The organism is Streptomyces sp. SID4985, from assembly GCF_009863025.1.
In the GTDB taxonomy this organism is placed as follows: domain Bacteria; phylum Actinomycetota; class Actinomycetes; order Streptomycetales; family Streptomycetaceae; genus Streptomyces.
Genome location: NZ_WWIR01000001.1, coordinates 1 through 13,518, shown reverse-complemented (window position 1 = coordinate 13,518; position 13,518 = coordinate 1). Strand labels below are relative to the sequence as shown.

The following is a 13,518-nucleotide window of genomic DNA, read 5'->3' as shown; positions in this document are numbered from 1 at the left end:
GACCGGCGGCGAGACGTTCACCCCGCTCACCGGGGCGCCGTACGTCGCCGCGTTCACGCCCGTCGCCAACATCGCGGTCGGCGACCAGACGCCCTGGGGCGTGGCCGCCGACCTGGCCCGGCTGTTGCCGGGCACCCGCACCGGAGGATTCGCCGGGGAGAAGGCGGGCGAGGAGGCGCTGGCGGAGGCGGGGGAGAGCCGGATCGTCGCCGTGGTCCGCGACGAACACCGTCACCCCTGGATGTCGGCCGCCCTGGACACCCTGCTCGCGGCCCGCCCCGACACGGTCGTGGTGGAGATGGGCGTGCCGCAGGCCCCCGCCCGGGGCGCCCTGCACGTCGCGACCCACGGCGCGGCCCGGGTCTGCGGGCAGGCGGCGGCGGAGGTCATCGCGGGGGGCTGAGCCGGGGGTATGCCTGAGGTGTGCCCGGTCTGCGCCAGGGGTGTGCCCGCTGCTGGGCTGGGATCGCGCCGGGGGCCGAGCGGCCCCCGGCGGGTCAGATGCCCTGCCAGGCCGGCTTGTGCGCGTAGGTGTGCCGGAAGTAGTCGGCCAGCTTCAGCTTGGACGCGGCCGCCTCGTCGGCGACCACCGTGGCGTGCGGGTGCAGCTGGAGCGCGGAGGCCGGGCACACCGCAGCCACCGGGCCCTCGACGGTCGCGGCCACCGCGTCCGCCTTGCCCTCGCCGGTCGCGAGCAGCACCAGGTGCCGGGCCTCCAGGATGGTGCCGATGCCCTGGGTGATGACGTGGTGCGGGACCTGCTCGATGTCGCCGTCGAAGAAGCGCGCGTTGTCGATACGGGTCTGCTCGGTCAGCGTCTTGATCCGGGTGCGCGAGGCGAGCGAGGAGCACGGCTCGTTGAAGCCGATGTGTCCGTCCGTGCCGATCCCGAGCAGCTGGAGGTCCACGCCGCCTGCCTCGGCGAGGTCACGGTCGTACGCCTCGCAGGCCGCCTGGACGTCCTCGGCCGTGCCGTCGGGGCCCATGAACGCGTCCATCGGGATGCCGAGCGGTTCGAGGACCTCGCGGCGCAGCACCGAGCGGTAGGACTCGGGGTGGTCGGCGGGCAGTCCCGCGTACTCGTCGAGCTGGGCGATCCGGGCGCGCGAGGTGTCGACGGCGCCGGAGCGCACCTTGGCGGTCAGCGCCTGGTAGACGGGCAGGGGGGTGGAGCCGGTGGCCACGCCGAGCAGGGCGTCGGGCTTGCGTCGCAGCAGCTGGGCCATGGCCTCGGCTATCAGCTCGCCGCCCGCCGCCGCGTCCGGAACGATGACAACTTCCACGCTGGGGCCTGCCGTTCTGAAGAGGGCCGGGATGGGGGAGCGCGTGCCGCGCGTCGCCATGTGGTTTAGACCAATCTAGCAGAGGGGGTCCTTCCCGGACCGGCTTCGCGGGGGAGGCGGGAGGCGTGACGGCACTGGGTGCCCTCCTCGCGCACCCCCATGCACCTCCATGCACCCGCGTGGCGTAAATCGCCCTGGTCGACCGCTCCCCTGAGCGGCACCCCCGGGCTAGGCTGCGTGGCATCGGGTGCCACCTGGCCCCGCCGTCCGTTGCCCGTGCCGTCATCCATGCTTCACGGTGCGATCCGCGCTGCTTCATGCATGGACATGCCAGCGTGGTCTAGTCCACAATGCAGGCAACGAACACCGCAGGGCGAACAGCTGAAAAACCTCCGTCTTCCCCGCACAGGAAGACGGATTCGAGGAACCGGTGCTCTCTGCCCTGACTGCCCCGGCTCCTCGGCCTTCGGCCGACCGGGACCGCACACCCCACGGCCGATGATGCTCCGGGCTGCGGTGCCGGGAGGGCTGAGGGTCCCTCTCAGGCGCCGCGGCCCGCGGGTGTTTTCCGGCCGCTCCGAGTGCCCCGGTACGCTCACACTCGTGCCCTCCATGAACGAACTGGTCCGCCAGCACACCGCCCTCGGCGACTCCGACCTCGAGTGGCTCCACCTGCTGGTATCGGAGTGGCAGCTGCTCTCCGACCTCTCCTTCGCCGACCTGGTCCTGTGGGTCCCCACCGAGGACGGCACCCGCTACGTCTCGGTGGCGCAAATGCGCCCCAACACCGGCCCCACCTCCTACCAGGACGACATGGTCGGGCACCTCGTGCCGCGCGGCCGCCGTCCCCTGCTGGACGCGGCGCTGGACGAGGGGCGCATCGTCCGCGAGGGCGACCCGGAGTGGCGCGAGGAGGTCCCCGTACGGGTCGAGTCCATCCCGGTGCGCCGCAACGGCCGCGTCCTCGGTGTGATCGCCCGCAACACCAACCTGCTGACCGTGCGCACCCCGAGCCGCCTGGAACTGACCTACCTCCAGAGCGCCTCCGACCTCGCGCAGATGATCGCGGCCGGCACCTTCCCCTTCCCCGGCCAGCACGTCGACATGGACGCCTCCCCGCGCGCCGGGGACGGACTGATCCGGCTGGACGCGGACGGCATCGTCCAGTACGCCTCCCCGAACGCGCTCTCCGCCTACCACCGCCTCGGTCTCGCCGCCGACCTGGTCGGCCACGACCTCGGCACCACCACCGCCGAACTCGCCCCGACCCGGGGCCCGGTGGACGAGGCGCTCGCCAAGCTGGCCAGCGGCTGGGCGCCCCGTGAGTTCGAGATCGAGGCCAATGACGGGGTCATTCAGTTCCGGACGATTCCGCTCAAGCCCAAGGACACCCGCATCGGGTCCCTGGTGCTCTGCCGCGACGTCACCGAACTGCGGCGCCGCGAAAGGGAATTGATCACCAAGGACGCGACCATCCGGGAAATCCACCACCGGGTGAAGAACAACCTCCAGACCGTGGCCGCCCTTTTGCGGCTCCAGGCCCGCCGTATCGATTCCGAGCGCGGCCGGGAAGCACTGGAGGAGGCGGTGCGCCGGGTCGGCTCGATCGCCATCGTGCACGAGACGCTCTCCCAGAACCTGGACGAGCGGGTCGAGTTCGACGAGATCGCCGACCGCGTGCTCGCCATGGTCGCCGAGATCTCTCCCGGCCGCGTCACCGGGCGGCGCAGCGGACGCTTCGGCGTGCTCGACGCCGAGGTGGCCACCCCGCTGTCGATGGTCCTCACCGAGGTCCTGCAGAACGCCCTGGAGCACGGCTTCCGCGAGGGCGACACCGGAACCGTCGAGGTCTCGGCGGTCCGCGGCGGCACCACCAAGGAGGGCCGCCTGCTGGTCACCGTCCAGGACGACGGCGTGGGCCTGCCCGAGGGCTTCGACCCGCACACCGCGGGCAACCTCGGCCTTCAGATCGTACGAACGCTGGTGGAGGGCGAGTTGAGCGGCACCTTCGACATGGTGCCGGGGCCTGAGCGCGGGACGCGAGTGATCCTGGACATTCCGGTGCGGCCGCAGCGGTAGCGGCGTCGGGCCGGGTTTCCCCCGGCCCACTCCGGCCCGGCGGCCCGCTCCGGTCCGGGCAAGCGAAAAGCCTCGGACCACTGGTGGTCCGAGGCTCGTGCTCGTTGCTGTTGCCCCTTGGCGGGGCACCCCCCGCCCGGCCGGAGCCGGGACCTGGAGGAGCATCGGGGAACTGCGCGCTGCGGCTCGGGGGCGGGAGAAGCGCACGTGGTGTGCGCGCCGCCAAGCTCAGGCTGTCAGCAGGGGTGGGAGTGTCAGGCGGAGGCCTGACGAGCCCGGTTGCGGGCGGCGCGGCGCTTCATGGCGCGGCGCTCGTCCTCGCTGAGACCACCCCAGACGCCGGAGTCCTGGCCGGACTCGAGCGCCCACTGCAGACACTGCTCCATGACGGGGCAGCGACGGCAGACGGCCTTGGCTTCCTCGATCTGCAGCAGCGCAGGACCGGTGTTGCCGATGGGGAAGAAGAGCTCGGGGTCTTCCTCGCGGCAAACGGCGTTGTGACGCCAGTCCATGGCTGCTACCTCTCCTTGGTACGTGCAGGTATTACGTGCAAGTTGCTTGTGAATGTGAACGCTTTCACGAGTCCCCCAACAAGTGAAGGGCCGACTGCCGAGTTGTCCCGGTGTGGTCCTGTGGATTGAAGGGAGATCGGTGATCAGTGGACGCCGATTCTGCGGGCCGTCCCGATCGCCACGTAGAGACTCGCAAACCTCGGCGACGGATACAACCCCTTCCGGAAGATTTTTTTTGATTCCTCGGTGTCGACTAGGTCACAGCCGTACTTCCATGGGGTGGACCCTGGCCTAAACGTTCGAGTGAAAGGACTTTTGCCTGTTCCGCTCACACAATCACACGCAGTGCACGGCGAACGCCTGTGAACGTCACGCTTGTCCGCAGTCCTAGGTGGTCGCCGTCCATCTGGAGGGGCAGAGGGACCTTCGAATGCAAGGTGAAGCGGTCCAGATCGTGCAGTGAGAACGCATGTCTCCCATGGGGTCCACGCTCGGGGGACGAAGTGAGCAACTGGGTCGCATACCGGGCAACGGCGGCTGTGGACAGGCGACTTAGGCCGAGTACGTCGAGCCCTTTATCGAACGACGCCTTAGGCGACGTGTACATCGGGCGATTGCCGAGATAGGTCCAGGGGGACGTGTTCGAGACTATGGCGACAACCAGGTCCGCCACCGGGTCCGCGCCCGGTCGCTCCAGCTCGATCGTGCCGTGGCGGCGGTTGGGCTCACCGAGGAACTGTCGTACCACCTGGCGCACATAGAGGGCGTGCGTCGACTTCCTGCCGCGCTCGCGCTCCCGCTCGACCCGGCCGACCACGCCCGCGTCGAAGCCGAGACCGGCGTTGAAGGTGAACCAGCGCTCCGGCACCGCCTCGTCGGCCGTGCCCGGCGTCCCGGAGGTCAGACCGAGCCCGACCACCCGCTCCCGGCTCTCGCGCAGCGCGTCCAGAAGGGCGCCGGTCGCCTCGACCGGATCGTTGGGGAGGCCGAGCGCGCGGGCGAACACATTGGTGGAACCGCCGGGCACCACGGCGAGGCCGGGCAGCCGCGCCAGGTCGGGGCCCGCGTGCAGCAGACCGTTGACCACCTCGTTCACCGTGCCGTCGCCGCCGAGGGCCACGACCATGTCGACGTCGTCACTCTCCGCAGCCGACTGGGCCAGATCGCGCGCGTGGCCGCGGTACTCGGTGGTGACCGCCTCCAGCTTCATCTCGCTCGCCAGGGCGTGGATCAGCACATCGCGTCTGCGTGCGCTGGTGGTGGTTGCCGCCGGATTGACCACGAGAAGTGCACGCATGACTGGCAGCGTACCTACTGGGGGGTATCGGGCCCAGAGCGAGTTGAGGATCGGGTAAGAGAAGACGGCGTGAGCCTCGCCACGCACCGCCCGGCGCCCCTCGGGCACAGGGCTACCCTTCTCGGGTGAGAGCTGAGCAGACTTCCGCCCCGGACCCCGCCGAGGCCGCGGCGGCCCCCGGACCCCGCCCGCGCCGGCTGACCTGGGCGGCCGCGCTGGCCGCCGTGGAGGGCGCCGGACTGGTGATCGCGGCCGTCTGGATCCTGGTGCTCGGCCTCACCGGCTCCCCGGACGACCGCCAGCAGGCCGTCACCGGCGGGATCACGCTCGCGGTGCTCGCGCTGCTGCCGCTGCTCGCCGCGCGCGGGCTGTTCCTCATGCGCCGCTGGAGCCGGGGCCCTGCCGTCATCACCCAGATCCTGGCCCTGCCGGTCGCCTACAACCTGCTCAAGGCCGACAGCGTGGCCATCCCGGCCGGCATCGTCCTCGCGGCGGTGGCCGTGGCCTCTCTGGTCCTCCTGGTCAACCCGGCCACGGCCCGGGCCCTCGACATCAAGGGACCGGGCCGGGCGGGCTGAGGCCCGGCCCGCCCGGTCGTACGCGCGAAGCCCCCGCCTCGGCGGGGGCTTCGTGTTTCCTGCGGGCTACTCCTCCACCAGGAGCTTCTCCCGCAGCTGCGCCAGCGTGCGGGCCAGCAGCCGCGAGACGTGCATCTGCGAGATGCCGACCTCCTGGGCGATCTGCGACTGGGTCATGTTCCCGAAGAAGCGCAGAAGCAGGATGCGCTTCTCCCGGGGCGGCAGATCCTCCAGGAGCGGCTTGAGCGACTCGCGGTACTCCACGCCCTCCAGCGCCTCGTCCTCGGCGCCGAGGGTGTCCGCGACCGCCGGGGACTCGTCGTCGGTGTCGGGGACGTCCAGGGACAGCGTGGAGTAGGCGTTCGCCGACTCCAGGCCCTCCAGGACCTCCTCCTCGGAGATGGCCAGCTTCTCGGCCAGCTCGTGCACCGTGGGGGAGCGGCCGTGCTGCTGGGACAGCTCCGCCGTCGCCGTGGTCAGCGCGAGCCGCAGCTCCTGGAGGCGGCGCGGCACCCGGACCGCCCAGCCCTTGTCCCGGAAGTGCCGCTTGATCTCGCCGACGACCGTCGGGGTGGCGTACGTGGAGAACTCGACCCCGCGCTCGGGGTCGAACCGGTCCACGGACTTGATCAGACCGATGGTGGCGACCTGGGTGAGGTCGTCCAGCGGCTCGCCGCGGTTGCGGAAGCGGCGCGCCAGGTGCTCGACGAGCGGCAGATGCATCCGGACCAGCCGGTTGCGCAGCTCCGCGTACTCCGGGGTGCCGTCCGCCAGGCCGCGCAGCTCGATGAACAGCGCACGGGCGCCGCTGCGGTCGTGCGGGTCGTGCGGGGCCGCGCGCACGGCCTCCGTCGTGCCCGGCGCCGCGTCCTCGGCGTGTCGCTCGTGCTCGCTCATCGTCCCGCCCGTAGCCCTTCCCCGAGCCCTCGCCCCGGCGCGGGCGGCCGTGCCGCCGCCGCGCTGCCCCAGGGGCGCGCTCCGCACGGTCCCCTCGCCGACGGCCCGCGCGGAGTCGTCCTCCGGGTGGGGCCTGGCCTGCTCGGGAATGCCGTCGATGCCGTCGGCCATGTGCCGGGGTACGTCCGCCGGGCTCTGCCTCGGGTTCTCGGCCTCGCCCGAGCGGGGAGCACCCGTCTCCCCGGTCGGCAGCCGCCTTGTGCCGCGCTCTTCGTCCCGCACCGGACCGTCCCCGTTCCTCACGCCGGGCCGGGGCCCGCGCCGCGTTGTTTGTACAGGCTGATCGACACGGTCCGGTCCTCGTCCACGGCGGACGAGACCTTGCCCGCCAGGGCCGACAGAACGGTCCAGGCGAACGTGTCCCGCGACGGGGCGTGGCCGTCGGTCGTCGGCGCCGAGACCGTGACCTCCAGCGAGTCGTCGACAAGCCGGAAGACACAGCTCAGCACGGACCCCGGCACGGCCTGCTGGAGGAGGATCGCGCAGGCCTCGTCGACCGCGATGCGCAGGTCCTCGATCTCGTCCAGGGTGAAGTCCAAACGGGCCGCCAGACCGGCCGTGGCCGTCCGCAGCACCGACAGGTAGGCACCCGCGGCCGGCAGACGGACTTCCACGAAGTCCTGGTTCGCCGTGGGCTCGCCTGCGATCTGGGACACCCTCACCTCCATGGTGGTACAAGCTTTACGGGGCCGAGGGTCGCCCCCCGGCGTAACGCGTTGGTGGTTCCGCGGTGACGCTATCGCGCCCGGAACGTTCCTGTCCCCATGACCCCGACCCCCTGGCGTCACTCACAGTAAAACTCTGAATACGCTCCGTGTCTAGGGGGTTTGCGGGCCCAAATGGGAAGAGCGCGCGCCGGGTTGACGTACCCAGACGTCAGGCGGTCGAACCGTCCGAGGTCGGAGTGCCTGTCATACGCGCGTTCGAGGTCATACGAGTACATGGTCGACGAAGCACCACCGCCAGTCCTCGCCCGGTTCGTACGTCCGCATCACGGGGTGGCCCGAGTCCGCGTGGTGCTTGGTCGCGTGCCGGTTCGGCGACGAGTCGCAGCAGCCGATGTGGCCACAGCTCAGGCAGATCCGCAGCTGCACCGGGTCCGTCCCGTCCGCCAGGCACTCCAGGCACGTCTCGCTGAGCGGCCCGGGTTCCGGGAGCGGCAGCGCGTCGACGTGCGTGCACTGTTTCATGATTGCCAGATTACGTCGGGTGCGCGGGTGGCCGCGCGGAAAAACGAGGGCGGGCGAGGACCATGGACGTGATGCCGCTGCTGTTGCTGGTGGCGGGCAGCGCCGCCGTCGCCGGCGCGGCCCGGCGCACCCCCGTACCGGCACCACTGCTGCTGGTCGCCGTCGGCCTCGCCGCCTCGTACATCCCCGGGGTGCCGGACTACACCCTCGAACCCGATGTCGTCCTGCCGCTGCTGCTGCCCCCGCTGCTGTACACCTCCGCGACCGACAGCTCCTACCTCGACCTGCGCGCCCAGGTGCGGCCGGTGGCCCTGCTCTCGGTCGGCTACGTGCTCTTCGCGACCGTGGCCGTCGGCTGGGCCGCGCATCTGCTGGTCCCCGGGCTGCCGCTGACCGCCGCCCTGGTCCTCGGCGCGGTCGTGGCGCCGCCCGACGCCGTCGCCGCCACCGCCGTCGCGCGCCGGGTCGGGCTGCCGTCCCGGATCACGACGATCCTCCAGGGCGAGTCCCTGCTGAACGACGCCACCGCCATCACCGCCTACAAGGTCGCCCTCGCCGCCGCCATCGGGGAGGGCGCCACCTGGTCCGGCGGGGTGGAGGAGTTCCTGCTCGCCGCCGTCGGCGGGGTCGGCGTCGGCCTCGTCCTCATGGCGCCGCTGCACTGGCTGCGCACCCATCTGAAGGAACCCCTCCTCCAGAACACCCTCTCCCTGCTCATCCCCTTCGTCGCCTACGGCATCGCCGAGCAGCTGCACGCTTCCGGGGTGCTCGCGGTCGTGGTCGTCGCGCTCTATCTGGGCCACCGCGCGTGGGAGGTCGACTTCGCCACCCGCCTCCAGGAGGAGGCCGTGTGGAAGATGGTCGCCTTCATCCTGGAGTCCGCCGTCTTCGCCCTGATCGGACTCCAGCTGCACGGCGTCCTCAAGGGACTGGGCGCGTACGAGGCGGCGGCCGCGGCCGGGTACGCCGTCGCCCTCTTCGCGGTCGTCGTCCTGGCCCGGTTCGTCTGGGTCTACCCGGCGGCTTTCCTGCCCCGCATCCTCTCGGAGCGCGTGCGGACCCGTGAGGAGAACCCGACCTGGCGGGGCGTGCTGGTCACCGGCTGGGCCGGGATGCGCGGCGTGGTCTCGCTCGCCATCGCCTTCTCCATCCCGGCCACCGTGCACGGCGGCGAGCCCTTCCCGCAGCGCAACCTGATCCTCTTCCTCACCTTCACGACCGTCATCGGCACCCTCGTCATCCAGGGCCTTTCGCTGCCCCCGCTGATCCGCCTCCTGAAGTTCCCCGGGCGCGACCAGCAGGCCGAGACCCTGGCCGAGGCCAACGCCCAGGCGCAGGCGTCCCTGGCGGCCGAGTCCCGGCTCGACGCCCTCCTGTCCGACGAGCGCAACACCCTGCCCGCCCCGCTCGCCGACCGGCTCCGCGCCGTCCTGGAGCGCCGCCGCAACGCCGTCTGGGAACGGCTCGGCCAGGTCAACCCGGTCACCGGCGAATCCGTCGACGACACCTACCGCAGGCTCTCCCGCGAGATGATCAGCGCCGAGCGCGAGGTCTTCGTCCGGCTGCGCGACCACCGCTACATCGACGACGAGATGCTGCGGGCGCTGCTGCGCAGGCTGGACCTGGAGGAGGCGGCGGCGTACCGGGAGGCGGAGTAGGTCACTGGTTCTCGAAGGGGCGCCCGGTGATCACCGCCGCGACCCTCGTCCCGTGCGGGAAGGCGCCCTCCTCCGCGAGCGTGGTGAGGGCGTACAGCAACTTGGCGACATACAGCCGCTCCACGGGCAGTCCATGGAGCTTCTCGAACTCCTCGGCGAACGCGTCCAGCTCCGGTGTCGTCCGCGCGTAACCGCCGCAGTGGAAGCGGTCGTCCAGTGACCAGGAGCCCGTACGGGTGCCGAACGCGCGCTCCTGGAGAGCGCGTATGTCGTCCTCCATGAAGCCGCCCTTGAGCACGGGGACGCCGAGCGCGCGCTGACCGGGCGCGAGCCCGGCGGCCAGCCCGGCCAGCGTGCCGCCCGTACCGCAGGCCACCGCGACCACGTCGGCCCGGCCGCGCAGCTCCGCGCCGAGCGCCCGGCAGCCGCGTACCGCCTCGGCGTTGCTGCCGCCCTCCGGGACGACGTACGCCCCCTCGGCGCCCGCCGCGCGCAGGATCGCCGCCAGGGTCTCCGGCTCGTCCTTGCGGCGGTACGCCGACCTGTCCACGAAGCGCAGCCGCATTCCGTCGGCCGCGCAGCGCGCCAGCGAGGGGTTGAGCGGGAGGTCCGCCAGCTCCTGGCCGCGTACCACCCCGGTCGTGGCGAAGCCGAGCAGCCGGCCCGCCGCCGCGGTGGCGCGCAGATGGTTGGAGTAGGCCCCGCCGAAGGTGACCAGCTCCCGGCCGCCCGCCGCCTCGACGTTCGGCATCAGCTTGCGCCACTTGTTGCCGATCAGCTCCGGGTGGATCAGGTCGTCCCGCTTGAGCAGGAGGCGTACGCCGTGCCGGGAGAAACGGTTGTCCTGGATCTCTGTGAGGGGGGAGGGAAGGGCGGGGCGGAGGGGCATGGGGTCATTGTCGCCCGGGGCGGGCGTATGGCGGGCGGCGCGGTGGGCCGGGCCGGACAGCGCGGCGGGCGGGGCCGCTCCCGGTGCCCGCCCGGCCGGGTCAGTCCTTCAACTGTTCCTTGATCCGCGCCCGCAGCCACTTCATCGTGAAGCCGCGTGGGTCGACCTTGCCCGGCTGCCACTCGAGGTGGCCGATGACCGACCGTTCCGTCCAGCCGTGGTGGCGGCAGACGGCCGCGGCGGCCCGCACGATCGCGTCCAACTGCTCCTCCGGCCAGGGGTCCTTGCCGTCGCCGAGGTTCTCGCACTCGAAGCCGTAGAAGTACCGGTTGCCGTCGGTGTTCGCCTCGTTGTCCGGCGGCAGCCCCTTCTCCGCGATCACCGCGCGCAGCACCTCGTCGTCGCCCAGACCGGCGTGGTTCGTACGGCCGTAGCCGACCAGGTGGACCGTGCCGTCCTTGGTGATCACGCCGTGGCAGAGCGGTCCGGGCAGGTCGTCGTGGCCGGTGCGGCACAGCTCCACGGTGCGCTCGCTGCCGCTGGTCACGGTGTGATGGATCATCACGCCGTGGACCGGGCCCCACGGCCCCTTGTGGTTGCGGCTGTGGTGCCGCCAGCCGTCGACGCCGACGACCGTGAGTTCCTCCCGCCTGAGAGCGTCCAGAAACGCGCTCGCGGACATGGGTGAGGACATGACCGCCTCCTTCGTGCCGTGCGTGCGGGGCCGCCGGAACGGCCCGTTCTTATCGCTGCTTCTACCGAGGTCGGGGGGTCGGGATCACATCGTTCGCACGGTGTGCGAGCCGATTCGGACAAGTTGGGGCGGGGGTCGGGGGCGGGTTGGCGCGGTCCGGGTGCCGTCCGCCCGGCGAGCTGGACAAAGTCGCTCCATTTGCCCAGGAGTTGGATGATCCATTCCCCTCCTTTCGGGTAATGGTGCGGGCACGCTCCGTGATGGAAAGCTCGGTCGTGGGACCGGTGCCCCGCGAGATCGGGCACCGGGCATACATGGGAGGGCATTTCCTTATGTCGGTAGGCGAAGAGGTCCGCACGGAGCAGGCCAAGCCGCAGCAGTCACTCGGCACGGCGGCGGCGCGGAACCTGGCCACCACCACCAAGTCCGCACCGCAGATGCAGGAGATCAGCTCCCGCTGGCTGCTGCGCAGTCTGCCCTGGGTCGATGTGAAGGGCGGCGCGTACCGGGTCAACCGGCGGCTGACGTACACCGTCGGGGACGGCCGCGTCACCTTCGTGAAGACGGGCGACCAGGTCGAGGTCATCCCGGCCGAGCTGGGTGAGCTGCCCGCCCTGCGCGACTACGAGGACGAGGAGGTGCTGACCGAGCTGGCCCGCCGCTGCCGCCAGCGGGACTTCGCGCCCGGCGAGGTGATCGCCTCCTTCGGCAGCCAGTCCGACGAGGTGTATCTCCTGGCCCACGGCAGGGTCGAGAAGATCGGCACGGGCCCGTACGGCGACGACGCGGAGCTGGGTGTCCTCGCCGACGGCGCCTACTTCGGCGAGCAGTCCCTGCTCGACCCGGACGCCATCTGGGAGTACACCGCCCGCGCGGACACCGCCTGCACGGTGCTGATCCTCACCCGCCAGGACTTCGAGCAGGTGGCCGAGCGCGCCGACTCGCTGCGTGGCCACCTCCAGCAGCTGCGTGCGATCCCGGACCAGCGGACCAACAAGTACGGCGAGAAGGAGGTCGAGCTCGCGGCCGGCCACTCCGGCGAGCCCGACATCCCGCACACCTTCGTGGACTACGAGGCCCGCCCGCGCGAGTACGAACTGAGCATCGCTCAGACCGTGCTGCGCATCCACACCCGCGTCGCCGACCTCTACAACCAGCCGATGAACCAGACCGAGCAGCAGCTGCGGCTCACGGTCGAGGCGCTGAAGGAGCGCCAGGAGCACGAGCTGATCAACAACCGGCAGTTCGGCCTCCTCCACGCCTGCGAGTACGACCAGCGCATCCAGCCGCACGACGGCGTCCCCGGACCGGACGACCTGGACGAGCTGCTCAGCCGCCGCCGGGGCACCAAGTTCCTCCTCGCCCACCCGCGCGCCATCGCCGCGATCGGGCGTGAGCTGAACAAGCGCGGACTGGTCCCGGAGACCATCGACGTCGGCGGCAACCGCATCCCCACCTGGCGAGGCGTGCCGATCTACCCGTGCAACAAGATCCCGGTCACCGAGGCCCGTACGACCTCGATCCTCGCCCTGCGCACCGGCGAGGCCGACCAGGGCGTCGTCGGCCTCAGGCAGTCCGGCATCCCGGACGAGATCGAGCCGAGCCTGTCCGTCCGCTTCATGGGCATCAACGAGCAGGCCGTCATCAACTACCTGGTCACCGCGTACTACTCGGCGGCCGTCCTGGTGCCGGACGCGCTCGGCGTGCTGGAGAACGTCGAGATCGGCCGGTGGCGGTGACCTCCCGCCACCGTGCACCCGGGTTCCCGCCCCACGGGGCGGGAACCCCTTCGGGGGGAGGACCGGCCCGGCACCGTGCCGGCCGGAGCCACGCGCTCACACTTCGGGAGGGGGAGCCGGGAGCCATGACCGAGTTCATGACCCAGGCGGAACAGCGCCCGCCGGGCACGGGGAAGGCGGGCGCGGGGAGGGCGGTTACGCCGCCGCGCCCGCCCGGGCAGCGGGAGCCGGTGGAGGACACCGGGGTTCTTGACGGGCGGGGGACGGCGGAAGGCGCCGGGGCGCCGCTCGAGGGGCGGGGTGCGGCGGGTGACGCCGGGTCGCTCGATGGGGCGGTGGGGGCTGTTGGGTCGCCGGACGGGCGGGGTACGGCGGAAGCTGCCGGGGCGTCGCTCGACGGGCACGTGGTGACGGAGGACGACTCCGGGGCTGTCGACGGGCAGGAGGCGACGGTCCTGCTGGAGCGGACCCGGGAACTGGTAGACCCTGAGCTGAGGGCCGCGATCGAGTCGCTGCCCGCGCCCCTGCGCCGTATCGCGCTCTACCACTTCGGCTGGCAGCACGCGGACGGCACCCCGGCGGCGGGCAACGCGGGCAAGGCGATCCGGCCCGCCCTCGTGCTCGCGGCGGCGTCCGCGCTGG

General features: G+C 71.7%; 12 protein-coding genes and 2 pseudogenes. 6 read left to right on the top strand and 8 right to left on the bottom strand.

Annotated features, from left to right (window positions below; genetic code table 11):
* A pseudogene (locus tag GTW40_RS00070) lies at nucleotides 1-403 on the top strand (glycoside hydrolase family 3 protein); the annotation flags it as partial.
* Between the two features lie 94 nt (nucleotides 404-497).
* On the opposite strand, the gene nagB reads toward GTW40_RS00070, so the two are convergent.
* Nucleotides 498-1,283 (bottom strand): glucosamine-6-phosphate deaminase, encoded by a 786-nt coding sequence (gene nagB / locus GTW40_RS00065; RefSeq protein WP_161178070.1) that lies wholly within the window; start codon nucleotides 1,281-1,283, stop codon nucleotides 498-500.
* Between the two features lie 612 nt (nucleotides 1,284-1,895).
* Here nagB and GTW40_RS00060 point away from each other — a divergent pair.
* Nucleotides 1,896-3,362 (top strand): PAS domain-containing sensor histidine kinase, encoded by a 1,467-nt coding sequence (locus GTW40_RS00060; protein ID WP_161178072.1) that lies wholly within the window; start codon nucleotides 1,896-1,898, stop codon nucleotides 3,360-3,362.
* A 254-nt stretch (nucleotides 3,363-3,616) separates the two neighbouring features.
* On the opposite strand, the gene GTW40_RS00055 is transcribed toward GTW40_RS00060, so the two are convergent.
* Both GTW40_RS00055 and GTW40_RS00050 read right to left on the bottom strand, forming a co-directional pair.
* Nucleotides 3,617-3,874 carry a WhiB family transcriptional regulator gene (locus tag GTW40_RS00055; protein WP_016639615.1) on the bottom strand — a complete coding sequence of 86 codons (258 nt, stop codon included), beginning with the start codon at nucleotides 3,872-3,874 and terminating at the stop codon, nucleotides 3,617-3,619.
* A gap of 328 nt (nucleotides 3,875-4,202) precedes the next feature.
* Nucleotides 4,203-5,171 carry a diacylglycerol kinase family protein gene (locus GTW40_RS00050; protein ID WP_161178069.1) on the bottom strand — a complete coding sequence of 323 codons (969 nt, stop codon included), beginning with the start codon at nucleotides 5,169-5,171 and terminating at the stop codon, nucleotides 4,203-4,205.
* 125 nt (nucleotides 5,172-5,296) lie between these two features.
* Here GTW40_RS00050 and GTW40_RS00045 point away from each other — a divergent pair, with 125 nt between their 5' ends.
* Nucleotides 5,297-5,749 carry a hypothetical protein gene (locus tag GTW40_RS00045; RefSeq protein ID WP_161178068.1) on the top strand — a complete coding sequence of 151 codons (453 nt, stop codon included), beginning with the start codon at nucleotides 5,297-5,299 and terminating at the stop codon, nucleotides 5,747-5,749.
* 66 nt (nucleotides 5,750-5,815) lie between these two features.
* Here the strand turns inward: GTW40_RS00045 and GTW40_RS00040 are convergent, their stop codons facing one another.
* The 3 genes from GTW40_RS00040 to GTW40_RS00030 all read right to left on the bottom strand — a co-directional run bounded on the left by GTW40_RS00040 (nucleotide 5,816) and on the right by GTW40_RS00030 (nucleotide 7,896).
* The gene (locus GTW40_RS00040; protein WP_343245578.1) at nucleotides 5,816-6,949 is read right to left on the bottom strand and encodes an RNA polymerase sigma factor SigF; all 1,134 of its coding nucleotides are present in this window, start codon (nucleotides 6,947-6,949) and stop codon (nucleotides 5,816-5,818) included.
* Nucleotides 6,946-7,362: an anti-sigma regulatory factor gene (locus tag GTW40_RS00035; protein ID WP_018544439.1), complete on the bottom strand. Its 417-nt coding sequence runs from the start codon at nucleotides 7,360-7,362 to the stop codon at nucleotides 6,946-6,948. Before GTW40_RS00035 ends, GTW40_RS00040 begins: the two co-directional genes overlap by 4 nt.
* 273 nt (nucleotides 7,363-7,635) lie before the next feature.
* Nucleotides 7,636-7,896, bottom strand: a complete 261-nt coding sequence (locus GTW40_RS00030; RefSeq protein ID WP_161178067.1) for a UBP-type zinc finger domain-containing protein — start codon at nucleotides 7,894-7,896, stop codon at nucleotides 7,636-7,638.
* Nucleotides 7,897-7,958: 62 nt separating this feature from the next.
* On the opposite strand from GTW40_RS00030, the gene GTW40_RS00025 reads away from it, so the two are divergent.
* A complete protein-coding gene (locus tag GTW40_RS00025) occupies nucleotides 7,959-9,554 on the top strand; it encodes a Na+/H+ antiporter (RefSeq protein ID WP_161178066.1) in 1,596 nt (531 codons plus the stop codon).
* Nucleotide 9,555: 1 nt separating this feature from the next.
* On the opposite strand, the gene GTW40_RS00020 is transcribed toward GTW40_RS00025, so the two are convergent.
* On the bottom strand, nucleotides 9,556-10,443 hold the full coding sequence (locus GTW40_RS00020; protein ID WP_161178065.1) for a pyridoxal-phosphate dependent enzyme: 888 nt from the start codon (nucleotides 10,441-10,443) through the stop codon (nucleotides 9,556-9,558).
* A 100-nt stretch (nucleotides 10,444-10,543) separates the two neighbouring features.
* Nucleotides 10,544-11,137 (bottom strand): N-acetylmuramoyl-L-alanine amidase, encoded by a 594-nt coding sequence (locus tag GTW40_RS00015; RefSeq protein ID WP_161178064.1) that lies wholly within the window; start codon nucleotides 11,135-11,137, stop codon nucleotides 10,544-10,546.
* 332 nt (nucleotides 11,138-11,469) lie between these two features.
* Here GTW40_RS00015 and GTW40_RS00010 point away from each other — a divergent pair, with 332 nt between their 5' ends.
* Complete coding sequence (locus GTW40_RS00010) at nucleotides 11,470-12,876, top strand: family 2B encapsulin nanocompartment shell protein (RefSeq protein ID WP_161178063.1); 1,407 nt, start codon at nucleotides 11,470-11,472, stop codon at nucleotides 12,874-12,876.
* A 404-nt stretch (nucleotides 12,877-13,280) separates the two neighbouring features.
* Nucleotides 13,281-13,518 (top strand): annotated as a pseudogene (locus tag GTW40_RS00005) (polyprenyl synthetase family protein); the annotation flags it as partial.

Excerpts from the sequence above, each read along its gene's own strand:
- GTW40_RS00060 (WP_161178072.1), top strand. The coding sequence starts at position 1,896 with ATGAACGAACTGGTCCGCCAGCACACCGCCCTCGGCGACTCCGACCTC.
- GTW40_RS00055 (WP_016639615.1), bottom strand. The coding sequence starts at position 3,874 with ATGGACTGGCGTCACAACGCCGTTTGCCGCGAGGAAGACCCCGAGCTC.
- GTW40_RS00050 (WP_161178069.1), bottom strand. The coding sequence starts at position 5,171 with ATGCGTGCACTTCTCGTGGTCAATCCGGCGGCAACCACCACCAGCGCA.
- GTW40_RS00030 (WP_161178067.1), bottom strand. The coding sequence starts at position 7,896 with ATGAAACAGTGCACGCACGTCGACGCGCTGCCGCTCCCGGAACCCGGG.
- GTW40_RS00025 (WP_161178066.1), top strand. The coding sequence starts at position 7,959 with ATGGACGTGATGCCGCTGCTGTTGCTGGTGGCGGGCAGCGCCGCCGTC.
- GTW40_RS00020 (WP_161178065.1), bottom strand. The coding sequence starts at position 10,443 with ATGCCCCTCCGCCCCGCCCTTCCCTCCCCCCTCACAGAGATCCAGGAC.
- GTW40_RS00015 (WP_161178064.1), bottom strand. The coding sequence starts at position 11,137 with ATGTCCTCACCCATGTCCGCGAGCGCGTTTCTGGACGCTCTCAGGCGG.
- GTW40_RS00010 (WP_161178063.1), top strand. The coding sequence starts at position 11,470 with ATGTCGGTAGGCGAAGAGGTCCGCACGGAGCAGGCCAAGCCGCAGCAG.